The organism is Flavobacterium ginsenosidimutans (assembly GCF_003254625.1).
GTDB lineage: Bacteria > Bacteroidota > Bacteroidia > Flavobacteriales > Flavobacteriaceae > Flavobacterium > Flavobacterium ginsenosidimutans.
The window spans coordinates 75,819-97,780 of sequence record NZ_QJRJ01000078.1 but is presented as its reverse complement, the minus strand read 5'-3'; the positions used below and the strand labels follow the sequence as shown (position 1 = coordinate 97,780).

Below are 21,962 nucleotides of genomic sequence, written 5' to 3'. Positions count from 1 at the left end.
ACTTTAAAAACTTAGATATAAAAACTAATCTGAATAAATGAGATTTTATTTATCTGATTTAAAGATTATGGAGGCTTATAGGTTTTAGATTTGAATATCTCAAATTTAGCTATTCTCAACTCCAAAAAGGTGTTTTAAAAGAAACGAACTTGTTTCATTTTATAATTTGCAACATGAAAAACATGTTTTGAAACGGAATGATATAAAAATTTATAAACGGTTTTATTTAATAAGGATAATAATTAAACAAAAAGGAAATTATTTGTTTTTGTAAAAAAGCACCTTTTTAAACTATAATATTTAAATTTGCAGCCAAAATAACAACAACACAACTCTTATGTATAAATTGATAATTCGTCCGATACTTTTTTGTTTTGATCCTGAAAAAGTGCACTATTTTACTTTTTCATTTGTAAAATTCATTTCAAAAATCCCTGGAGTTTCGGCGATTATAAGATCGATTTATGAAGTTAAGGATGCGCGATTGGAAAGAGAAGTTTTCGGAATTAAGTTCAAAAATCCAGTTGGTCTTGCTGCTGGTTTTGATAAAGATGCGAAACTATACAAAGAACTAGGCGATTTTGGTTTTGGATTTATTGAAATCGGAACTGTAACGCCAGTGGGACAAGAAGGAAATCCGAAAAAGCGTTTATTCAGATTAAAAGAAGACCAAGCGATTATTAACCGAATGGGATTTAATAATGGCGGAGTTCTAGATGCTGTAGAGCGTTTGAAAAAGAATTCAGGTGTTTTAATCGGAGGAAATATCGGAAAAAATAAAGTTACTGATAACGAAGATGCGGTTAAAGATTATATCATTTGTTTTGATGCGCTTTTTAATCATGTAGATTATTTTGTAGTGAATGTGAGTTCGCCAAACACGCCAAATTTAAGGGCTTTACAAGATAAAGAACCTTTGACAGCTTTATTGCAGACTTTGCAAAATAGAAATGTCGAAAAACAAAAAACAAGCACACAAAAAGTAAAACCAATTCTTCTAAAAATTGCTCCAGACTTAACAGATGAGCAGTTGTTAGATATTATTGATATTGTAAAAACAACTCAAATTGCAGGTGTGATTGCAACAAATACCACTATTTCTAGGGAAGGTTTACAATCTGCGAATCAAACAGAAACTGGAGGTTTATCTGGAAAACCATTAACAAAACGTTCCACAGAAGTAATTCGTTTTCTTTCGGAAAAAAGTAATAAAGCATTCCCAATTATTGGAGTAGGAGGAATTCATTCTGCAGATGATGCAATTGAAAAACTAAATGCAGGTGCAAGTTTAGTGCAATTGTACACTGGCTTTATTTATGAAGGTCCAGCGTTGATCAAAGCAATTAACAAAAAAGTTTTAGGGCAGTTGTAAAAGAAGTGCCTGAATTGAAAGGCCAATAATTATCGCAATTCCAAAACTGATTAAAGTTCCAATCATTACATATTCAGTTAGTTTTCTGTCTTTGGCTTCTTTTAGATCTCCGAATCTAAAAATAGATTTAGCCGCAAGCAGAAATCCAATTGCTTCAAAGTGAGCAGTAAGAATAAAACAAACGACCAAAAGACGTTCTAAAATGCCAATGTAATTTCCTGCACTAGCAAGAGAATTGTCTTTTTGGCTGATTTGGTTTTCAGGACTCCAAATCGAAATAATGGTTTTGATAAAAATGGAAGAAGGTTTGGTAACCAATATAATCCCAGTTATTAAAATCCAGAACTCATTATCAGACCAGAAATTGACGATGGTTTTGTTTTGATAAAGCAATACAACTCCAATTAAAATCAAAATATGTGCAATTTGGTCTACTAAAAACCAAGTGCGTTTTGTTTTTGCTTTTTGGAAATTGAGTTTTATCAAATCGACAATTCCGTGCGTAACAGCAATTAAAACAGCATACGGAATAAAACTGATTTCTCCAGCCAAAACAGCAGCTAAAACGCCATGAAGTAAAATATGAACATATAAGTAAACGCTTTTATGTTTTTTAGTTTCTTTATCGGCTACCCAAGAATTAGGCTGCCAGATAAAATCTCCTAATAAATGAGCGAGAAGCAGTTTTATAAATAAAATCATGAGGCTGTAAGTTGTTTTATTTGTGTTCTAAAATAACGATCTAAATTCATAACCAAATCAAACTGGGCGCGTTTTTGTCTTCGGCTCACAGCAGCTTGGTTTATGCCTAGTTTTTGACCTAATTCTTCTTGCGATAAAGTCGGATTTTCTATTGCCAAAGCCACAAATTCTGCCGATTGAACCAGCCAGCTGTCCATAAAAGTTAACGCTAGCTGTAACATTAAATTCAGTTTTTCATCGAAATCTAAATCTCCTGTTCGCATCGCTAAAGTGACTTTTTGTTTTTTCAAAGTTTCAAAAAGTTCCCCCGAATGTATAAAAGCAGAACCATTACTTTCAGAAATACGTGCAGCATTGTGCGTTTTATCTCCAAAACCAATACTCATTCGAGCATCAGATTTTATGGATCTTAAATGCGCTTTTATTAAAATCGCAGTCAGTAAAGCATCTTCAGGATTGGTTACTTCAACTTGAAATTCGTCTCCACGATATACTTCCCATTGACTTGGAGTATGGCCTAATGGAGTTATGATTTTCTTTAAACCTTCAACCCAATTTTCTGATTTCTGCTGTCTTGAACCAATTATGTCGCCTGTAATTACACTAGTCATAACCAAATATAATTAAAAAATAATAAACTTTCTATTACAAATATAAGTAATAAAATTAAATATTACGTTTTTTGGTAATATTTTAAATTATTACGGTTTTAGGTAATAATAAAAGCTATTACGATATTCCGTAATAATTTGGATTCAGCTAAAATTATCTTTTATTTCTTTAAAAAAGAAACTAACTTAGCCTTTACAAAAGAATAAGCTTTGAACAAAGAAATCAAAATTATTGAATGCCCAAGAGATGCCATGCAAGGCATTAAAGATTTTATTCCGACAAAAAATAAAGTTACTTATATACAAGCTTTGTTGCGAGTAGGCTTTGATACTATCGATTTTGGAAGTTTTGTTTCTCCAAAAGCTATTCCGCAAATGCAAGATACTGCTGCCGTTTTAGAGCAGTTAGATTTGTCTCAAACAACAAGTAAACTGCTTTCTATTATTGCTAATACGCAAGGAGCGGTAACCGCTTCCAATTATGAACAAATTCAATATTTGGGCTTTCCTTTTTCTATTTCTGAAAACTTTCAAATGCGTAATACGCATAAGACTATTGCAGAATCTTTAGTTACATTGGAAGAAATTCTTGAAGTTGCCGATAAGAAAAATAAAGAAGTCGTGACCTATCTTTCAATGGGTTTCGGAAATCCTTATGGAGATCCATGGAATGTTGAAATTGTATCAGAATGGACCGAAAAACTGGCAGGAATGGGCGTGAAAATTTTATCGCTTTCTGATACTGTCGGAACTTCTACACCCGAAGTAATTACGTATTTGTTTTCAGATTTAATTCCGAAATATCCTGAAATTGAGTTTGGAGCACATCTTCATACAACACCCGAAAGCTGGTTCGAAAAAATAGATGCAGCAGCAAAAGCAGGCTGTACTCGTTTTGATGGTGCTATTCAAGGTTTTGGAGGCTGTCCAATGGCAACTGATAAACTTACAGGAAATATGCCGACAGAAAAATTGGTTTCTTATTTTACTGCAAATAAAAAAATAACAGGACTTAATTCTCTAAGTTTTGAAAGTGCTTATAATGAAGCTTCAAAATTGTTTGGGAAGTTTCATTAAAATCAAATAGTTGTTTTATATGGATGAATTTAAGCTTTGGTTAGAATTTGAAGAAGTTGATCCAAACAATTGGCAAAAAGACAATGATTTTTGCAATATACATGTCAAAATGGAAGATGGAAGACATTACGGAATAAATGTTTGGACTTATAATTTCTTAACTACGGCGCTTCAATCAAATAAAGAAACAAGAAATAATCTTAATGGATTATATTTAATTCCGCCAGATTTATTTGTTGAAGAATTAACTAGAGATTGTATTGAAAAAACAATTAGTGATCTATTAAAGACTGGAAATCTAGAAGAAATCTTAAACCCGAGCGTAATTTCTAAAAATACTGATTGAAGCTATAATTGTTTAGGCTTCAAAATTGTTTGTATGTTTCATTAAAGAATAGTTATATTTTCTTACCTTAGATAATAATTGTAAACTTTAAGAGTTATATTTTATGTAAGAAAAAACATTCAAAATGAAATCAAGTCTTTCAAGTTTAAATCTAATCTTTTTAGCTTTTTTATTTTTCTCCTGTTCGAGTAATTTAGATTTCGATCAGGTAAAAGATCTAAAGCTTGAGCCCGCTGTTTTAGCAAATCTGGCCTATTTTGATATTCCTGCAAATAAACTTATTGATGATGGAGGAAATCACGTCTTAGCCGATGTAAGAGGTTTTGATGTTTTTAAAGATAAATTTTTCACTAATCGTTTAACAAAAGCAGAATTTGATTTTGAAATCGAAAATACGATAGACCGCGCTTTTGTCGTAAATCTACTTTTATTAAATGCAAATGATGAGGTTTTGGAAACTATAACTTTTAATGTTCCAGCCTATACAGGAGGATCCAATGTTATAAAATATCCAACAGAATCTTTTGAAAATCAGAGATTAGAAAACTTAAAGCAAACAATTAATATTGGGTTTGTTGTTTTCGTAGCGGCTGGACCTCCATTGAATGATGACAGTACAGGAAGTTTGAAATTAAAATCAAGTGCAACGGCTTATTTAATTATCGGATGAGAAAAATATATCTGATATTCTGCCTTATTTTTCAGCTTTCTTGTTTTTCTCAAAATAAAGAAATACTGTATAATTTTACTTCTATTCCGCAGTCGTTGTTAGTAAATCCTGGCGCTGATGTTTCATATAAATATTATTTTGGTTTTCCAGTCTTATCTGGAGTTTCAGCCAACTTAGGTTCCACTAGTTTTTCAGCTTACGATTTATTTGCCGACAATGGCGTCGATTTCAATCAGAAAGTACGAAATGTAATTAGTAAATCCTCTGCAAATGATAAAGTTGTGACCAATCAGCAATTGGAAATATTTTCTGGCGGATTTAGAGTAGGAGGTAGGGAAAGCAAATCTTATGTTTCATTTGGATTGTATCAGGAATTCGATTTTTTTATGTTTGTTCCAAAAGATTTGGCTTTGTTAGCTTTAAACGGAAACAAAGATTACATTGGAAAATCCTTTAATCTTGGAGATTTAAGTATGAAAGCGGAGGTTTTGTCTGTTCTGCATTTCGGATTTCATAAAAAAGTCAATGAAAAATTGGTTTACGGAGGACGCGCCAAAATTTATTCAAGCGGGGCAAATGCTTCTTCGACAAAAAATTCTGGTTATATATATACAGGCGAAAGCGCTGCTACACCGAATTTCTACAATCAAGTTATTTCTTCCAATTTAGAATTAAGAACTTCGGGACTTTCTAAATTTACAAAGGATGAATACGAAGGAAACGTCATTAGAGATATTGCAAATAATACTTTTTTTAATGGAAGTTTAGGTCTTGGTATTGATGCAGGATTTACCTATTATTTTAAAGATAATTTGCAAGTAACAGCAAGTGTTGTCGATTTGGGATTTGTGCGACAAACCAAAGATATCGAAACTCTGACTTATAAAGGAACTTATCAATACAATGGAGTAAATCCTGATTTTATGGGAAATGATGATCCCGAAAATGTTTTTGATGAATTTGATAAGGCCATTCCACGAGATACACTTTATAATAAATATACCACTTGGCGCCCGACCAAAATATATTCGTCCATTCAATACTCATTTGGAGAATCGCGTCCAGATAATGAATGCAATTGCAAAGGACAAGGTGGCGATGTAAACTATAAAAATGCCGTAGGAGCACAGTTTTTTGCAATGTCGGCACCGCGCACACCTTTATTAGCTTTGACTGCTTTTTATAGAAGAAATATTTTTAGAAAATTAGATGTCAAAGCAACTTATACTTTAGACACTTTTTCAAATAAAAATATTGGACTAGGACTTGCAGGAACAATTGGGCCAGTAAATCTTTATGCAATGGTCAATAATGTTTTAGAGTACAAAGATGTATCAAAAGCAAGCAGTGCTGCATTTCAGCTCGGAGTTAATTTTGTTTTTCAAGATAAAGATTAAAAAAATCAATTTTCTAAATTCCAAATTCCAAAAAAACAAAGTTTCTTTTTCTCGATTCTAACTTGGAATTTGGCATTGATAAAATTGGAATTTAATTGAAAGACTTTTCTTGTAAATACAAATTTATGAATAAGTTAGTATTCAAGTTAGCAATTTATTCACTATATTTGCACGCAATTCAACTAGAAATTGCAACATGATAGCACACAACTCCAAGATTATCGGCGAAGGTTTAACTTACGACGATGTATTATTAGTACCTAACTACTCGAATGTGCTTCCCCGCGAAGTGAGTATCAAATCGAAATTCTCAAGAAACATTACATTAAACGTTCCGATTGTATCTGCTGCTATGGATACAGTTACAGAAAGTGCAATGGCAATCGCTATGGCACAAGAAGGCGGTATTGGTGTTTTACATAAAAATATGACTATCGAACAACAAGCAGGAAAAGTTCGAAAAGTAAAGCGTGCTGAAGCAGGAATGATTATCGATCCGGTAACATTACCAATGAACTCTACAATTGCAGACGCAAAAAATGCAATGAAAGAATTCGGAATCGGCGGTATTCCAATCGTTGACGAAAACAGAATCTTAAAAGGAATTGTTACCAATCGTGACTTACGTTTCGAGAAAAACGGTGCAAGACCAATCGCTGAAGTAATGACAAGCCAAAACTTAGTAACGGTTTCTGAAGGAACTTCACTTGAGCAGGCAGAAGTTGTTTTACAAGGTCATAAAATCGAAAAATTACCAGTTGTAAACGATAAAAACGAATTAGTTGGTTTAATTACGTTTAGAGATATTACAAAATTGACTCAAAAACCAATCGCTAATAAAGATAGTTTTGGTCGTTTAAGAGTTGCTGCTGCAATTGGAGTTACTGGAGACGCAGTTCAAAGAGCTGAAGCTTTAGTTGCTGCTGGTGTAGATGCAATTATTATCGATACAGCTCACGGACATACTGAAGGTGTTGTGAATGTATTGAAAGAAGTAAAATCAAAATTCCCTCAAATAGATGTAATTGTTGGAAACATCGCAACTCCAGAAGCTGCTAAATATTTAGTAGAAAATGGTGCTGATGGAGTAAAAGTTGGAATCGGACCTGGTTCTATCTGTACTACCCGTATCGTTGCAGGTGTTGGTTTTCCTCAATTCTCAGCAGTTTTAGAAGTTGCTGCAGCTATCAAAGGAACTGGGGTTCCAGTTATTGCTGATGGTGGAATTCGTTATACAGGAGATATTCCTAAAGCAATCGCTGCAGGTGCTGATTGTGTAATGTTAGGTTCATTATTAGCTGGAACAAAAGAATCACCAGGAGAAACTATCATTTTCGAAGGAAGAAAATTCAAATCTTACCGCGGAATGGGTTCTGTTGAAGCTATGCAAACAGGATCTAAAGACCGTTATTTCCAAGATGTTGAAGACGATGTTAAGAAATTAGTTCCAGAAGGAATTGTTGGTCGTGTTCCTTACAAAGGTGAATTAAACGAAAGTATGCTTCAGTTTATTGGAGGTCTTCGTGCTGGTATGGGATATTGTGGTTCAAAAGATATTCCTACTTTACAAGAAACAGGACGTTTTGTTAGAATCACTTCTAGCGGAATTACTGAAAGTCACCCACATAACGTAACTATTACAAAAGAAGCTCCGAATTATTCTAGATAATTTAGGATGTATCATAAGCAAAAAGGAGTTGTCTCAAAAAGACAACTCCTTTTTTTATAAGCTTCGGAGAAGCGAAATATTTATAGAAAAGAATAGATGTTTGCAATATAAAAGCTCCAGCGGAGCGACATATATTTTAGATTTAATATATGTCGCTCCGCTGGAGCTTTTTTTCAATTTGTTTTAATGAAATTCTATAAATATTTCACCCCGCTGGGGTTTGATGTGAAAAATATTTTTTTTAAAATATTTTTACGCAGTTAATGAAGCTGTTTTTAGACAGCCTTTTTTATTTGATTTTATTCACTTCTCCCGTATTGACTAAATTTAGCATTCCATCCGTCTTCTGAATAAGATTCTCCATGAATTCCATCACTAAGTTCAACAATATTTTTTCCATTAACTAATATTTGGATATTGTTTTCGAAATCAGCTAATTCTTGTAATGAAAAAAGAAAATCATGAATAGCAACATCAATACTTCTAATAACGATCTCTTTAATTAACTCTTTTTGGGATTCATCAAATTTATTAATTTCCGTTTGTAATTTTAAATTTGAAGGTGCTTTAGATTTATTTTTTAAAAGAGTTTCGATATTCCCAATTCCTTTGTCTCTTAGGTTTTTGACTAAAAATTCTCCAAAAATATCTAATGATTGTTTTGATTTCATAAACTTAATTTTAATCCTTTAAAGGTATTTAAAATAACTAAAGTAAAATTAAAATCGACTATTCAAAATATCTTCAGCAACAATATCAGAATGCAGTAAATCTTCCATTTTCTTTGTCATGCGCTGTGCTTCTAGTGCGTAACCAAACATTTTCTTTTCGTAATCTTTAATTGCTTTGTCAATTGTTTCAAATTTTCCGTTGGTTAAATTTTCGGTTAAATGAAAAGCATCAAATAATCCCATATTTACGCCTTCGCCTGCGAATGGAGGCATTAAGTGAGCCGCGTCGCCAACAAGTGTAATATTCGAATGCTCTTTCCAAGATTCTTCTAAAGAAAACAATCTTAAAGGCAAACAAGAAAACTCTGTAGAAGAAGCAAAGAATTTTTTGTAATCATCTCCCCAGTTTTCAAAAGTTTCATTCAAAAAAGATATAACAGATTCATCGTCTTCAAAATTGATTCCGTGGTTCGCAATCCAGTTTTCATCAGCTTTAAAAGAGACTCCAAAATGAACAGAACCGTCGCGCATGGTATGGGTGTAAAACATTTTGTGTTCTCCCATTGCCATTACATTTCCGTTTCCGTATTTTGGTTTAAATTCTGGATAATTTTGATCTGGATTTACAATTTCACCTTGAATAATATAAGTTCCGGAAAGCTGAGGTTCTTGATCGCTCACAAATTTTCGAGCATTTGATCTTCCTCCATTTGCAACGATTACAAAATCGGCAGTTGTGGTTGTTCCGTTTTTAAATTCTAAAATATATCGGCTTTCAGATTTTTCAATATTAATTAATTGGCTATCCCAAACAACGGTATTTTCTTCCAGATTCTCCAGCATAATTTTTCGAAGATCGTTGCGATCAATTTCAGGACGAGAGAAGGCATTAGTTTCATTTGGCATTTCGTCAGAAGTAATATTTCCGTTCATATCAGCCATTTTTTCGCCAGTTGGTCTTGCATACTTTATGAATTCCTCCATTAAACCTGCTTTCTGAATTGCATATTGACCTGAATCAGAATGAATGTCCAAAGTTCCTCCAGATGTTCGCGCTTGAGCATTGATGTCTCTTTCATAAACCGTGACATCAGCACCACTAATTTGTAAAATTCTGGCAGTTGTTAATCCAACTGGTCCGCCACCAATAATGGCAATTTTTTTATTTTCTATAATTGAATTTTTCATTTTTGTTGAAATTAATATTATTGTATTTGAATTTTAAAATTGAGTTTTTAAAATTGAGGAGTCAGTGCTTTTATGACCAGATTGAAAGCTTCATCTTTTAGTTCATTACTTAAAACAAAAGGTTTTCTAGACATCGATTTTCCTTCTCGATGAAATTCTAATAAAGAATAAAGTGGTCCGTAAGCAATACTCCAGAATATTTCGTAAGGAATAGAAATAAGTTCTTTTCTATTAATTGCTGCAAGCATAAATTCTGTCATCATTTGTTTGTAATCGCCTGTCATTTCTGCTACAATAGCGTCGCCATAAGTAGAATGTTTTAAAAGTTCTAAACAAGTCGCCTCAAGTGTAAAATTTAAATTGAAATAAATGCGGTTTTCCCATTGCATTCGCAATCCATCTTTAAAAGTCATATCAGCAGAAAATCCGTCGAACATCTTTTCGAAGAAGTTTTTGCCAATTTCAATTCCAATTTTTTTGATCAAATCCTCTTTGTCTGAATAATATATATAAAGTGTAGCCACAGAAATGCCACATTCCTTAGCCAAACGGTTCATTCCAAAACCTTCTACGCCTTGTGTTACAATCATTTCGATTGCTTTTTGCTTTACAATTTCTTCTTTATTTATATCTCGTGTTCTCATAATTCTAACTAATTATGACACAAAGATATAAATAATAAATGAACGATCGCTTATTTATGAATTATTTTTTAAGATTCTAAGGCTCTAAGATGCTGAGATGCTAAGTTTTTTTAGGTTCAAAGATGCAAAGTGACAAAGGTTCAAAGGTTTTTATATAAAAAAAATCAGCTGAAGTAATTTAAATTTCACTTCAGCTGATTCTGTATCAATAGTATTTTATAAAGTTTTTGTCGGCTCGGCTTCTCTTAAGTTTTGGTTTTCTAAGATATCTTTTAAAAATGGTTTTACCTGAGTTTCAATTTCAGATACTGAAATATTTAAAGCTTCTGGATCTGATGCCAATTGAAGCCATGGTTTTGGTCCGTCAAAATCATAATTTCCAAAAACGATTACTGGTGTACCTTTTACTTTTACATTTTCCTTGTCTTTCAGAATCCATTCGTCAGCAAATTTGTAAAGGTATTTGGCATCTTTTTCTAATAGTCTCAAGCAAGAATGAGAAGCTGGATATCCAGGCAAATCGTATTCATGAAAACCAACACCTAATTTATTTTCGATATTAAAATTCCATTTTAAATCCCATTCGTCATTAAAGGTGCTTGTTGTTTTCTCTGCTTTCCAGTTGGTAAAAAATAATCCTGTGGGCGTAGGATCTTTTTTTCTTCCCATATTAGTTGGTCCTGTTCTAACTAATTCACCATTTTCGTAAGCCGCAAAAGTTTGGGTCGGATAAGAAAAAAAGATAATTTTTGAAACTTCTTCTAAAGCCGAAACATGAATCGGAAACGGAAGATAATAAACCAAATCTCCGCTAAAATCTGCTGGAATTACAACAGAATCTAATTTCTTAAAATTAACTTTATCTGTTCGGTTTAAGGCATAAACAATATCCATTTTTGAGCTGTCGGCTTCATTAAGCTTTAGCCATTCTTTGGTTTTTTCTATTTGGTAAGAAACCGTTTTTGGTTTTTTATATTCAATTACTTCTTTTTTCTCTTTTTTATTTTCTGTCAGCGTTATAGTGTCGCTTTTTTTGCAAGAACCTAATAAAACCAACATTAAGATCAGTAGGGCATTTGCTGTGTAATATAACTTTTTCATAGGTTGTAATTTTATGAAATTAAAGTTATAACTATGATAGCTGAAAAGGGTTACATAATTTTTGAAATTGGTTTCGGGATTTTCATTTTGTAGATAATAGTAAACAGTAACTTTATTTTTTGTCGATTAATTTTATCGTATAAATATATTGTGTGTCTTTATTTTGCATAAAATCCTCAAATGTCTGTGAAATTTTATGATCAGGAATTACTCCTCTTCCAAAAATTTGATTTGTTTTTTTCGGAACATCCTGTTCTAGATTTACGATAGAAAACTGTGTTTTGATTTTGGTGTTTGGTAACTCGTATTCAATAGGAGTGTGGCCGTTGTGTCCGTAATATCCGCCCATAGTTTCTTCACCAATTACAATTGCCTTTGTGTTTCCTGCCACCAGTGAGGCAAATAAAGATCCAGCAGAAGCAATTCTCGGACTGATAAGCATATAAATCTGTCCTTTAAAACTGTTTTTATCAGGCTCTAATAAAAGGTTAAATTTTTTATCCTGAGGATATTTTTTATTGACGAGTTTTGGAAATTCTTCTATTATTTCATCTTCAAAATCCTTTAGTTCTTCCTGCTGTTTTTTAGCATCTGTTTCTTCATAAACGAAATAATTAGGAAATGGTATTTTCTGAAAATTCACATAAGCTGAAGCATTTTCGCGAAAAGCTTTTTGTGTCAAATAAGAGAAAGTCACGATGTCATTCGGATCGGTGCCACCGCCATTGTTTCTAACATCAACAATCAAGTTCTTAATTTCAGAATGATTAGAAAGATATTGAAAACAGCTGTCCAAATATCTTTTATACGCAATATGTTGTTTGTCTTTGGCATTTCGACCAATTACAAATGTGTGTACAGAAAGTAATGCTGTGTTTCCAGAAATTACTTTAAATGAATATTTGTCTTTCGCACGATTGTATTGCAGACTGTCAATTGGCAAAGAAAATCGGTTTTTGAAGTTTTCTTTCCGACTTTCATTTGAAACAGGATAAATAGTTTTGGTCAGTTTTTGAGTTTGATTTGGAAGCGAATATTCAACCAAAAAGCTTTTTTGCGCCCCATATTCCATTTTGAAATATTTAGCGAAAGAGCTTCCAATTCCAATCGATTTTCCAGTAATGTTATAACCGTCGGTTGTGTAATATTTGTAGAGAGAAGTAAGCAGTTTTTTGGTCTCAATACCATTAATGCTAAATATTTGAGAGCCCAGTGGAATTTCTGAATTTTTAAAATTAAGAACCAATCGATTCTCGATAAGTTTTACAGGATATGGAAAGAAAACATTTCCTGATGAATATTTCTTTTCAAAATCATCAGGAAGTGTTGTGTCATTATGTAGACTTCCTTCAAAATCGGTTATCTGAAGAATTATTTTGTAGAATTCAATAAGTTCTTTTGGTTCATTAATTTGCGAAAAAGCCCAAGAATAAATACTGTCAATCTGCTGTTTTGTTCTGTATTTATAAAGTCCTGAATTGGCTTTTTCTCTTATTTCTCTAAAGATGGTTAAATCTTTTTTGAGTTTTCCTGCTGGCCATTTTTCGTTCTGCGAAAAAACAAATAATGGCAAAAATAAAATCAGTACTATTTTAGATTTGAGCATTTTAGATTGTTTTGTTAATCTAAAATACTCAAAAAACTTTTAAATTAATCCTTTTATTTTAGCATGTTGCAATAACATAATAGTTTTAGCGTCTGAAATTTCTCCAGATTCGATCATGGCATAAGCTTGATCAAAAGTAAATTCTAAAACCTCAATATTTTCTTGTTCAGCATCTAGTCCACCGCCTTCGCTTACTTTCATATTTTCGTCGTATTCGCCAACAAAAAGATATAGAATTTCTGTTACAGAACCTGGTGACATATAAGTTTCGATTACTTTTTGAACCTTGCTTAAACGGTAACCAGTTTCTTCTTCTGTTTCGCGAATGATAGCTTGTTCTGCTTTTTCTTTATCTAAAAGTCCTGCACAAGCTTCAATCATCATTCCTGATTTATTTCCGTTAAGATAAGTTGGTAAACGAAATTGTCTGGTTAGGATAACCGTCTTTTTAGCTGAATTGTACAATAAAATTGCAGCTCCGTTTCCACGATCGTATACTTCACGAATATGTGATTCAACAGGCTGATTTTCTTTTTTATAATTAAAAGTTACTTTGTTTAAGACGTACCAATTATCAGATAATAATTTGGTCTCAGTAATTTCGATTTCTGGATTTTTTCTCATTTGAAAAATAGTTGTATAAAAAAACGCTCTGATTATCAGAGCGTTTAAAATGTATTATTTTGTTATTGTTTGTTTTCTATCTGGTCCAACCGATACAATTTTGATTGGCACTTCGATTTCTTTTTCAATAAACTCAATATATTCTTTTAGCTCAATTGGTAATTGATCGTAAGATGTCAATCCAGTTAAATCTTGTTTCCATCCTTTGAATTCTTTGTAAATAGGAGTAACGTTTTCTGGCTCAATGTTGTAAGGGAAATGAGAAATGTTTTGACCTTTGTAGTTGTATTCAGTACAAACTTTTAAAGTTTCGAAACCAGAAAGAACATCACCTTTCATCATCATTAACTGCGTAACTCCGTTAACTTGAACTGCATATTTTAAAGCAACTAAGTCTAACCATCCGCAACGTCTTTGTCTTCCTGTTACAGAACCAAATTCGTTACCAACTTTTGCCATTGTAGCACCAACTTCGTCAAAAAGTTCAGTTGGGAAAGGTCCACTACCTACACGTGTAACATAAGCTTTGAAAATTCCGTAAACCTCTTTGATTTTGTTAGGAGCAATTCCTAAACCAGTACAAGCTCCAGCAGCAGTAGTGTTTGATGAAGTTACGAAAGGATAAGTTCCGAAATCAACATCTAATAAAGATCCTTGAGCACCTTCGCAAAGAATAGATTTTCCAGCTTTTTGAGCTTGGTGCATATATTCTTCGCTATCAATGAAATCTAATTTTTTTAATTCTTCAATAGCTTCGAAGAATTCTTTTTCAAGTTCAGCTAAATTATATTGAATAGCAACATCATGAAAAGCAATCATTGCTTCATGTTTGTCAGCCAAAGCTCTGTAACGCTCTTTGAAATCTTCTAATTCGATATCTCCAACACGTAAACCATTTCTACCAGTTTTGTCCATGTAAGTTGGTCCAATTCCTTTAAGAGTAGAACCAATTTTTGCTTTTCCTTTAGAAGCTTCAGAAGCTGCGTCTAGCAAACGGTGAGTTGGTAAAATTAAGTGCGCTTTTCTTGAAATAATCAATTTGCTTTTGATGTCAAGGTTGAATTTCTCTAAACCTTCGATTTCTTTTTGAAAAACTACAGGATCAATTACAACACCATTTCCGATAATGTTTACTGAGTTTTTGTGAAAAATTCCAGAAGGAATTGTTCTAAGTACGTGTTTAATTCCGTCAAATTCTAGTGTATGTCCTGCATTTGGTCCTCCTTGGAAACGTGCAATAATATCGTAATTTGAGGTAAGTACGTCAACAATTTTTCCTTTACCTTCATCTCCCCATTGTAATCCTAGTAATAAATCTACGGTCATTCTGTTTTAATTTGCGTTGGGACAATCTAAATCGTCCTACTGATTATGTAGTTAATTTTCTTTTTTTTATTTTTTTGAAAAGTCTAATTTGAAAAGACTATGAATTTGAGTTTTGCTTTTTGTTTCCGTAGAAATAAAGCGAGTGATTTGTAATTTCAATATCAAAAATTTCTTCGATAGTCTTTTTGATGGTTTGAATTCTTGGATCACAAAATTCGATTACCTCACCAGAATCTGTCATAATGATGTGATCGTGCTGTTTATCAAAATATGATTTTTCGTAGTAAGCCTGATTTTGTCCAAATTGATGTTTTCTAACCAAAGCGCAGTCCAACAATAACTCGATCGTGTTGTATAAAGTAGCTCTACTTACACGATAGTTTTTGTTTTTCATCTTGATATAAAGGTTTTCTATATCAAAATGCTCCTCGCTATCGTAAATTTCCTGAAGTATAGCATAACGCTCAGGAGTTTTGCGATGCCCTTTTTGTTCAAGATATAGTGTAAAAACATTTTTTACAATTTCTTGATTCTTAGTGTTGTCAGTTGAAATAAGTGTCATATCCGGCAAAGATAATTTTTTATTTTTAATGAATAAAAGTTTCGGGTTTAAAGTTTAACGTTTAAACTTGTTTTTGATTAGTGATAATGCACTAAATACAGGCTTTTGCGTTAAAAATATTTTGAAAGCTTAATTTAGCTTAATTAACATAATTTTTTTAATTTATGAAAAAACTAACAATGGTTAACTTGATTTCGACATGTACATATACCAGTTCCATTCCCAAGTTTTTCCTTTGTCATCAGACATTGCCTGGCTCCAAACAGGATTCTTTTCGTCTCGAGCATCCCATCGGAATACTTGAATAACTGGTTTTTCATTAAAAACATCTTTAGAAAAAAAATGCCCCACTTTATTTTCAAAAGAACCAACTACAGGTTTGTCTAATGTTCCTGTGTTAGAATCAGACCAGTAAATGCTCCACAATTTTGTTATCGGATTAAATAATCTTACTGTCATACCTTCAAAAGGTTCTCCATCAAAAGTGGCTAGAAAATTATCAATGTTTCCAATTCCATTTAAAATCTTGTACATTTCCTGTGTTGAAGGAAATTCAATCCACTCATCGCAATTCGTTAATCTGGATTTTAATTTTCTATTACGAATAACAGATTTTCCTTGAAAAAAATCAAAATCGTCTTTTGATGAAGATTCAGATGCCGTAATTAAAAGCTCTCCATTTTCATCAAATTCTATTTTAGGAATTTCTAAGGATTTATTTTCCATGATTAATAGTAATTAGTTTAAGTTCTATACTCTCTAGTAACCTTATCAACTCCGTCAATTTTTTTGATGGCGCTAATCATTTTTTTCAAAATAGTATTGTTTTTAACAATTACGGCAACTTGTCCGTGGAAAATTCCAGCATCTGTACTCAGTGAAATACTTTGAATATTTACGCTCATATTGTTTGAAATTACTTTTGTCAATTGGTTGGTAAGTCCTAAAACATCCATTCCGGTAATATTGATAATGGCTTTGAATTCCTCTTGAGAAGAATCAATCCATTTGGCGCTCATGATTCTGTAAGCATAATTAGACTGCATTCCGATCGCGTTCGGACAATCTTTTTTGTGCACTTTTATTCCTTCGTTAATGGTAACAAAACCAAAAACATCATCACCTGGAATTGGGTTACAGCATTGCGAAAGCTTATAATCTAGTTTGTCATGTTCTGTCCCAAAAACCAGCATGTCATAGTTACTGCTAATGACTGGTTTATGAATGTCTTCATCTGCAGTATCTTTCGTTCGTTTAATTTTATTTTTAAAGAAATTGATAAACGAATTGCTTTTCTGCGCCGCAAAATCTTTTAATTGCTGATTTTCGATCGCACCAATTCCAACTCTATAAAATAAATCTAAACTTGTTTTTAGTTTAAAGAAGTTAACTAACTCGTTTGTTACCTGTTCGTTGAACGTAACTTTTAGATGTTTTAATTTTCTGACAAGTAATTCTTTTCCTTCTTCTGCAATTTTTTTAGTGTTCTCGTTAAGAACGTTTTTAATTTTATTTTTAGCTCTCGAAGTTGTTACATATTCTAACCAGTTTACCGTTGGTTTTTGGTTAGGCGAAGTAATAACTTCAACTTGGTCACCACTTTTTAGTTCGTAATTTAATGGAACTAAACGGCCATTAACACGAGTTCCGCGAGTTTTAATCCCGATTTCAGAGTGAATACTGAAAGCAAAATCAAGAGAAGTGGCACCTTTTGGCAGTGATTTGATTTCTCCTTTTGGTGTAAAGATGAAGATTTCTTTTGAATACAGATTCATTTTGAAATCTTCCACAAAATCAACCGCATTGGTTTCTGGATTTTCTAATGCTTCACGAAGTAAATTCAACCAAACATCTAAACCACTTTCTTCGCTTGCGCCATTTTTGTATTTGTAGTGCGCAGCATAACCTTTTTCTGCAATTTCGTCCATACGTTCGCTTCGAACCTGAACTTCAACCCAGCGTCCTTTTGGTCCCATTACAGTAATGTGAAGTGCTTCATAACCAGTTGATTTTGGTGATGAAATCCAATCACGCAAACGGCTCGGACTCGGTCTGTAATGATCCGTTACAATCGAATAAATTTTCCAAGCTATGAATTTTTCTTCCTGTGGAGAAGCTTTGTAAACAATTCTAAGGGCAAATTTGTCATAAACTTCATCAAAAGTTACGTTTTGAGCACGCATTTTTCGACGAATAGAATAAATCGATTTTGGTCGGCCTTTGATGATATAATCTACGCCTTCGTTATCTAAAGATTTTTTCAAAACATCCGAAATATCTTTGATATAAGCATCTTGCTCTTCTTTAGTTTCACGAATTTTACTTACGATATCATCATAAACTGCTGGTTCAGTATATTTTAATCCTAAATCTTCTAGTTTAGTTTTAATGTTATAAAGTCCCAAACGGTGCGCTAGAGGTGCGTAAATGTATAAAGTTTCAGATGCGATTTTGGTTTGTTTGTATTCTGCCATCGAATCCATTGTCTGCATGTTATGCAAACGGTCAGCCAATTTGATTAAAATTACACGAACATCATCGTTCAATGTCAGAATCATTTTTCTGAAATTCTCCGCCTGCATTGAAGCATTTAAGTCTTTTTGAACCAATGAAATCTTAGTAAGACCTTCAACCAGTTGAGCTACTTTCGGATTAAACAAACGTTCAATATCTTCAACTGTAATTGGAGTATCTTCAACAACATCGTGAAGTAAGGCCGCAGCGATAGAGGTCGCTCCCAGACCAATTTCTGAGGCAACAATTTTTGCAACTGCAATAGGATGAAAGATATACGCCTCACCAGATTTTCTTCTCTGTTCTTTGTGCGCATCTACGGCAACATCAAAAGCTTTTCGAATTAATTTTTTGTCGGTTGGGCTTAAAGTTTGGTAACTTATTCGTAGTAATTCTTTGTATTCCTGCGCAATAGCTTTGTTTTCTTTTTCTATATCTATTTCTGTCATAACGGCATAGTTCAAGTACTAAAAATAAGAATTAGTTTGAACATACGCAAGGGAATGGATTGTTGATTTAGAGTTCAGATTTTAGATTTTTGAGGGTGAAATTTTGGATTTTTCGTCTCTGGAAAGGGCTTCGACTTAGCTCAGCCTGACAGCTGAAAAGGGATTAAAAATAAATTCCAATTTTTTATCCCGAAGCCTCGGGACCAAATTCCAAAAAGGAGCAAAGCGACTTTTAGAAAATCTAAAATCTAAAATCTAAAATCTAAAATCTAAAATCTAAAATCTAAAATCTAAAATCTAAAATCAAAACCCTCTTTGTCTTTTAGCTTCAAAAATTAAAATAGCGGCTGCAACAGAAACATTCATACTATCAATTTCGCCTTGCATTGGAATAATAATGTTTTGAGTTGCATTATCACGCCATTCTTGCGTTAAACCTGTTGCTTCTGTTCCTACAACCAAAGCCGTTGGAGTGGTGAAGTTTTGAGTGTGATAAGAAGTTGAATTTTGTAAAGTGGCGCTATAGAAATTGATCTTTTTTTCTTTTAAAAAAGAAATGATTTCTGTGGTTGTTCCAGTTGCAATTTGGTTGGTAAATAAACAGCCAACGCTTGAACGAACAATATTCGGATTGTATAAGTCGCTTTTTGGATTGGCAATCAAAACGGCATCTAAATTGGCAGCATCTGCTGTACGTAAAACAGCGCCAATATTTCCTGGTTTTTCCAGAGATTCAACAACCAGAATTAATGGATTATCAGATAATTTTAAATCAGATAATTTTAGGGATTTGCTTTTAGCTACAGCTAAAATTCCTTCTGTCGTATCACGATAAGCAAGTTTTTGGTAAACCTCTTTATTGATTTCAATGATTTGAAACGGATTTTTAATTAGTTTATTGATTTCTGATTCAGAAACTAATTCAGGTAAAAATAAAACCGTTTCGATTTCATAGCCTCCTTTTATAGCTAATGAAATTTCTCTTAAACCTTCAATCAAAAATGTTCCGGTTTGTTTTCTGGCTTTGGATTTTTCCTGAAGTAAAACCAAAGATTTGATAAACGGATTTTGAATTGAAGTGATTTGTTTCATTTTTTTAAGGCTCAAAGTTGCAGAGGGGCAAAGGTACAGAGTTTTTTTCTTCCTGCAAGCCATAAAAAATAGCCACGAATTCACGAATTATTTTTTTCTGCTAAATAGTAAAAAAAATTATTAAAAATCCATGAATTCGTGGCAAACAAAACTTTACTCTTCGGTAGAATTGTTTTCTTCTAAAAGAGCTGTTTCTTCAGCAGGTTTTGTAACTATTTGGTCTTTGTTTCCAAAAAGAAATTTCTTTATTGCAGCAAAAGCCGCTATAATTCCGATTACGATAAACTTTCCGAATTTTGCCAAAATAGCAAAGAAACCAACTTTAGCTAATACTTTTCCAGCAACTAATCCGCCAATTGTCCATGCAGCAACGGTATCAGTATCGGCATCAAAATCTAAGTATTTATTTCCTTGATCAAACGCAACACTTTTGATGATTTCTGGAATACTTGCTTTTACTTCTGCTAATTGATTTACACCAGCAACAGCAGAAATATTATACATTCCTTTTCTTCCTAAAACTCTTAAATCGTAATTTAAAGTGTGTTCTTTATCTTGACCGAATTGTAATTCTTTTGCCCAATGAAGCACTTTTAAATTGTTGTCATAGAATGGAGTAGAAGCCCACCCGATCAATTGAACTTCAGGATAACCAGCTTTTTTTCTTTCTTCATTTTCTGTCGCTACATCTTCCTTCATAGTTTTCAGAAGATCTGTATAATCAATATCACCTGCATCATCATCTTTTACATAACCATCTCCTTGATAGCTAATTACAAACATCCAGCTGTCACCATGGGTAACGCCTTTTCCATCTGGAACAAGTGATCCTAGAATTGATTTATCTTCTGGATTTCCCCATAAATTGCTAAGTACATTTTGAGTTTGTTCTCCATTTAAAAATTTAAATCCTTTAGGAACATTCAAAGTTCCGTTGCCTTCAGTAAGTGTAATTTTTCCTGTTTCGTAGTTAAAGGATTTTTCAATTTTGTCATAATAAGCTTTGAGCGTATCAGGTTCTTGGGCGATCATTTTGGTAATTGAAATCGTCCATAACAAAAGAAATAATAAAGGTTTTTTCATTTTTGGTTGATTGGTTAAAGATTAATTATTTATGGTTTTTGGTTACTTTGTAATAATTCTGAAACTTCTTTTTCTACAGGATGTGAGGTTTTAAAATCATAACCCATCAATTTTGCTAAAGTTTGAGCAAATTGTTTTTGATAGAATTGAGCTTCTGTTTTGATTTCGCCTTTTGGGGCAATTTCTGGACCCATTGCGGCAAACCAAATTTCAGATGCTCCTGGAACATCAGAGCCATGATCTGTCCATTGCGATTTTACTTTATTGCCACGACCGTGATCTACTGTTATAAATAGGGTTGTTTTGTTTTTGTATTGAGGATCGGTTTGAACAAAATTCCAGATTTCCTGAATCCATTTATCTACTTGATTTGCAGCATCAAGATACGATCTGTAATCTCCGTGATGTGCCCATTCGTCGGTTTCACCGTAGGCGATGTATAACACTTTTGGCTTTTTCGTTTTTAGTTCATCTAATGCTTGATAATGTGTAAAAACGTCTAAACATTCATCTTCATGAAAAGGTTTAAATGAATTGTCACGCATTTCGTTCAGTAATTTTTGAGCTGCTGTTGGTTTGTTTCCGCCCACTTTATCAAATGCAGAAATGACAGGAAAACCGCTTCTTTCTTCATTTAAAATTCGGTCAAAAGCATCCCAAGCTCCAAAAGCTGCAACTTTTCCTTTTAGTTTAGCCTGCTGATTTAAAAACTCTAAAACATTGACATTTGGATTAGGTTTGTAGCCATTTGAGTTAACCTGAAGATCAACATTTCCAGTCATAATTTCGCTATAACCAGGATAACTAAACCAATATGGATTGGCAACATCGACTTTGTTTCCTAAATCTCGATTTCCATAAATTTGACCTTTTGAGGCAATTTCAGACCAGAAAAAAGGCATTAATTTTTTACGAGATTCTTTGATATCTGGATTCCCGTATTTTTTATAAATGTAAGCGCTGTCTCCTTGATTAAATTTTTTATCATTGGCAATTGCTGCATCCACTCCTTTAAAAACTTCCTGCCATCTAAAACCATCTGTAGTGATAATAATGATGTTTTCTGTTTTTTGTGCTTGAGATTGAATGCTTAATAAAATGAACAGAATTAGGATTGCTTTTTTCATAGCTTATTAGTTTGAAATAGAATTCAAAACTAATTAATTTAATCAAGCAATTTTTACGGGATGACGTAAGGTAACTATAAATTAATAATAGATAAAAAGCTGATAAAAGCCAATATAGGGAAAAGAAGGTT

Annotated in this window: 21 protein-coding genes; 6 read left to right on the top strand and 15 right to left on the bottom strand. The window is 32.8% G+C overall.

What is annotated here, in order from left to right; genetic code table 11:
* The first annotated feature begins 337 nt into the window (after positions 1-337).
* Positions 338-1,372, top strand: a complete 1,035-nt coding sequence (locus DM444_RS13735) for a quinone-dependent dihydroorotate dehydrogenase (RefSeq protein WP_111287587.1) — start codon at positions 338-340, stop codon at positions 1,370-1,372.
* Here DM444_RS13735 and DM444_RS13730 read toward each other — a convergent pair.
* Positions 1,358-2,074 carry a DUF3307 domain-containing protein gene (locus DM444_RS13730; protein WP_111287586.1) on the bottom strand — a complete coding sequence of 239 codons (717 nt, stop codon included), beginning with the start codon at positions 2,072-2,074 and terminating at the stop codon, positions 1,358-1,360. The two genes, DM444_RS13735 and DM444_RS13730, sit on opposite strands and share 15 nt — an antisense overlap.
* A complete protein-coding gene (locus DM444_RS13725; protein ID WP_111287585.1) occupies positions 2,071-2,685 on the bottom strand; it encodes a hypothetical protein in 615 nt (204 codons plus the stop codon). Before DM444_RS13725 ends, DM444_RS13730 begins: the two co-directional genes overlap by 4 nt.
* A gap of 210 nt (positions 2,686-2,895) precedes the next feature.
* Between DM444_RS13725 and DM444_RS13720 the strand changes: the two genes are divergently transcribed.
* The 5 genes from DM444_RS13720 to guaB all read left to right on the top strand — a co-directional run bounded on the left by DM444_RS13720 (position 2,896) and on the right by guaB (position 7,844).
* Complete coding sequence (locus DM444_RS13720; protein ID WP_111287583.1) at positions 2,896-3,762, top strand: beta/alpha barrel domain-containing protein; 867 nt, start codon at positions 2,896-2,898, stop codon at positions 3,760-3,762.
* Between the two features lie 19 nt (positions 3,763-3,781).
* A complete protein-coding gene (locus DM444_RS13715) occupies positions 3,782-4,108 on the top strand; it encodes a hypothetical protein (RefSeq protein WP_111287581.1) in 327 nt (108 codons plus the stop codon).
* A gap of 124 nt (positions 4,109-4,232) precedes the next feature.
* On the top strand, positions 4,233-4,778 hold the full coding sequence (locus DM444_RS13710) for a hypothetical protein (RefSeq protein ID WP_111287579.1): 546 nt from the start codon (positions 4,233-4,235) through the stop codon (positions 4,776-4,778).
* Complete coding sequence (locus DM444_RS13705) at positions 4,775-6,175, top strand: DUF5723 family protein (protein WP_111287577.1); 1,401 nt, start codon at positions 4,775-4,777, stop codon at positions 6,173-6,175. The genes DM444_RS13710 and DM444_RS13705 overlap by 4 nt, the downstream gene beginning before the upstream one ends.
* A 196-nt stretch (positions 6,176-6,371) precedes the next feature.
* Positions 6,372-7,844 (top strand): IMP dehydrogenase, encoded by a 1,473-nt coding sequence (guaB, locus tag DM444_RS13700; RefSeq protein WP_111287575.1) that lies wholly within the window; start codon positions 6,372-6,374, stop codon positions 7,842-7,844.
* 299 nt (positions 7,845-8,143) lie between these two features.
* Here the strand turns inward: guaB and DM444_RS13695 are convergent, their stop codons facing one another.
* From DM444_RS13695 to DM444_RS13635, 13 genes are all read right to left on the bottom strand, one after another.
* Complete coding sequence (locus DM444_RS13695) at positions 8,144-8,515, bottom strand: hypothetical protein (protein ID WP_111287573.1); 372 nt, start codon at positions 8,513-8,515, stop codon at positions 8,144-8,146.
* Between the two features lie 48 nt (positions 8,516-8,563).
* A complete protein-coding gene (locus DM444_RS13690) occupies positions 8,564-9,703 on the bottom strand; it encodes an FAD-dependent oxidoreductase (RefSeq protein ID WP_111287571.1) in 1,140 nt (379 codons plus the stop codon).
* Between the two features lie 47 nt (positions 9,704-9,750).
* Positions 9,751-10,347, bottom strand: a complete 597-nt coding sequence (locus DM444_RS13685) for a TetR/AcrR family transcriptional regulator (protein ID WP_111287569.1) — start codon at positions 10,345-10,347, stop codon at positions 9,751-9,753.
* Between the two features lie 216 nt (positions 10,348-10,563).
* Positions 10,564-11,448 carry a L,D-transpeptidase gene (locus tag DM444_RS13680; protein WP_111287567.1) on the bottom strand — a complete coding sequence of 295 codons (885 nt, stop codon included), beginning with the start codon at positions 11,446-11,448 and terminating at the stop codon, positions 10,564-10,566.
* Between the two features lie 112 nt (positions 11,449-11,560).
* Positions 11,561-13,054 (bottom strand): S41 family peptidase, encoded by a 1,494-nt coding sequence (locus DM444_RS13675; protein WP_111287565.1) that lies wholly within the window; start codon positions 13,052-13,054, stop codon positions 11,561-11,563.
* 39 nt (positions 13,055-13,093) lie between these two features.
* Entirely contained in the window at positions 13,094-13,678 is a 585-nt protein-coding gene (locus tag DM444_RS13670; RefSeq protein WP_111287563.1) for an NUDIX domain-containing protein, read from the bottom strand.
* A gap of 54 nt (positions 13,679-13,732) precedes the next feature.
* Positions 13,733-15,004 carry an adenylosuccinate synthase gene (locus DM444_RS13665; RefSeq protein ID WP_111287561.1) on the bottom strand — a complete coding sequence of 424 codons (1,272 nt, stop codon included), beginning with the start codon at positions 15,002-15,004 and terminating at the stop codon, positions 13,733-13,735.
* Positions 15,005-15,101: 97 nt separating this feature from the next.
* Positions 15,102-15,566 (bottom strand): Fur family transcriptional regulator, encoded by a 465-nt coding sequence (locus tag DM444_RS13660; protein WP_008462215.1) that lies wholly within the window; start codon positions 15,564-15,566, stop codon positions 15,102-15,104.
* A 183-nt stretch (positions 15,567-15,749) separates the two neighbouring features.
* Positions 15,750-16,292, bottom strand: coding sequence for a hypothetical protein (locus tag DM444_RS13655; protein ID WP_111287559.1), 543 nt, complete (start codon positions 16,290-16,292; stop codon positions 15,750-15,752).
* 17 nt (positions 16,293-16,309) lie between these two features.
* Positions 16,310-18,529, bottom strand: a complete 2,220-nt coding sequence (locus DM444_RS13650; protein WP_111287557.1) for a RelA/SpoT family protein — start codon at positions 18,527-18,529, stop codon at positions 16,310-16,312.
* A 303-nt stretch (positions 18,530-18,832) separates the two neighbouring features.
* A complete protein-coding gene (locus DM444_RS13645; protein WP_111287555.1) occupies positions 18,833-19,621 on the bottom strand; it encodes a TrmH family RNA methyltransferase in 789 nt (262 codons plus the stop codon).
* A 153-nt stretch (positions 19,622-19,774) separates the two neighbouring features.
* Positions 19,775-20,704, bottom strand: coding sequence for a DUF2167 domain-containing protein (locus DM444_RS13640; RefSeq protein WP_111287553.1), 930 nt, complete (start codon positions 20,702-20,704; stop codon positions 19,775-19,777).
* A gap of 29 nt (positions 20,705-20,733) precedes the next feature.
* Positions 20,734-21,831 carry an alkaline phosphatase family protein gene (locus tag DM444_RS13635; RefSeq protein WP_111287551.1) on the bottom strand — a complete coding sequence of 366 codons (1,098 nt, stop codon included), beginning with the start codon at positions 21,829-21,831 and terminating at the stop codon, positions 20,734-20,736.
* Positions 21,832-21,962 lie beyond the last annotated feature (131 nt).

What these genes read in the sequence shown, in the direction of transcription:
- DM444_RS13685 (WP_111287569.1), bottom strand. Translation starts at nt 10,347, where the DNA reads ATGAGAACACGAGATATAAATAAAGAAGAAATTGTAAAGCAAAAAGCA.
- DM444_RS13635 (WP_111287551.1), bottom strand. Translation starts at nt 21,831, where the DNA reads ATGAAAAAAGCAATCCTAATTCTGTTCATTTTATTAAGCATTCAATCT.
- DM444_RS13710 (WP_111287579.1), top strand. Translation starts at nt 4,233, where the DNA reads ATGAAATCAAGTCTTTCAAGTTTAAATCTAATCTTTTTAGCTTTTTTA.
- DM444_RS13670 (WP_111287563.1), bottom strand. Translation starts at nt 13,678, where the DNA reads ATGAGAAAAAATCCAGAAATCGAAATTACTGAGACCAAATTATTATCT.
- DM444_RS13695 (WP_111287573.1), bottom strand. Translation starts at nt 8,515, where the DNA reads ATGAAATCAAAACAATCATTAGATATTTTTGGAGAATTTTTAGTCAAA.
- DM444_RS13730 (WP_111287586.1), bottom strand. Translation starts at nt 2,074, where the DNA reads ATGATTTTATTTATAAAACTGCTTCTCGCTCATTTATTAGGAGATTTT.
- guaB (WP_111287575.1), top strand. Translation starts at nt 6,372, where the DNA reads ATGATAGCACACAACTCCAAGATTATCGGCGAAGGTTTAACTTACGAC.
- DM444_RS13640 (WP_111287553.1), bottom strand. Translation starts at nt 20,704, where the DNA reads ATGAAAAAACCTTTATTATTTCTTTTGTTATGGACGATTTCAATTACC.
- DM444_RS13735 (WP_111287587.1), top strand. Translation starts at nt 338, where the DNA reads ATGTATAAATTGATAATTCGTCCGATACTTTTTTGTTTTGATCCTGAA.
- DM444_RS13705 (WP_111287577.1), top strand. Translation starts at nt 4,775, where the DNA reads ATGAGAAAAATATATCTGATATTCTGCCTTATTTTTCAGCTTTCTTGT.
- DM444_RS13680 (WP_111287567.1), bottom strand. Translation starts at nt 11,448, where the DNA reads ATGAAAAAGTTATATTACACAGCAAATGCCCTACTGATCTTAATGTTG.
- DM444_RS13645 (WP_111287555.1), bottom strand. Translation starts at nt 19,621, where the DNA reads ATGAAACAAATCACTTCAATTCAAAATCCGTTTATCAAATCTTTGGTT.
- DM444_RS13655 (WP_111287559.1), bottom strand. Translation starts at nt 16,292, where the DNA reads ATGGAAAATAAATCCTTAGAAATTCCTAAAATAGAATTTGATGAAAAT.
- DM444_RS13725 (WP_111287585.1), bottom strand. Translation starts at nt 2,685, where the DNA reads ATGACTAGTGTAATTACAGGCGACATAATTGGTTCAAGACAGCAGAAA.
- DM444_RS13715 (WP_111287581.1), top strand. Translation starts at nt 3,782, where the DNA reads ATGGATGAATTTAAGCTTTGGTTAGAATTTGAAGAAGTTGATCCAAAC.
- DM444_RS13690 (WP_111287571.1), bottom strand. Translation starts at nt 9,703, where the DNA reads ATGAAAAATTCAATTATAGAAAATAAAAAAATTGCCATTATTGGTGGC.
- DM444_RS13660 (WP_008462215.1), bottom strand. Translation starts at nt 15,566, where the DNA reads ATGACACTTATTTCAACTGACAACACTAAGAATCAAGAAATTGTAAAA.
- DM444_RS13675 (WP_111287565.1), bottom strand. Translation starts at nt 13,054, where the DNA reads ATGCTCAAATCTAAAATAGTACTGATTTTATTTTTGCCATTATTTGTT.
- DM444_RS13665 (WP_111287561.1), bottom strand. Translation starts at nt 15,004, where the DNA reads ATGACCGTAGATTTATTACTAGGATTACAATGGGGAGATGAAGGTAAA.
- DM444_RS13650 (WP_111287557.1), bottom strand. Translation starts at nt 18,529, where the DNA reads ATGACAGAAATAGATATAGAAAAAGAAAACAAAGCTATTGCGCAGGAA.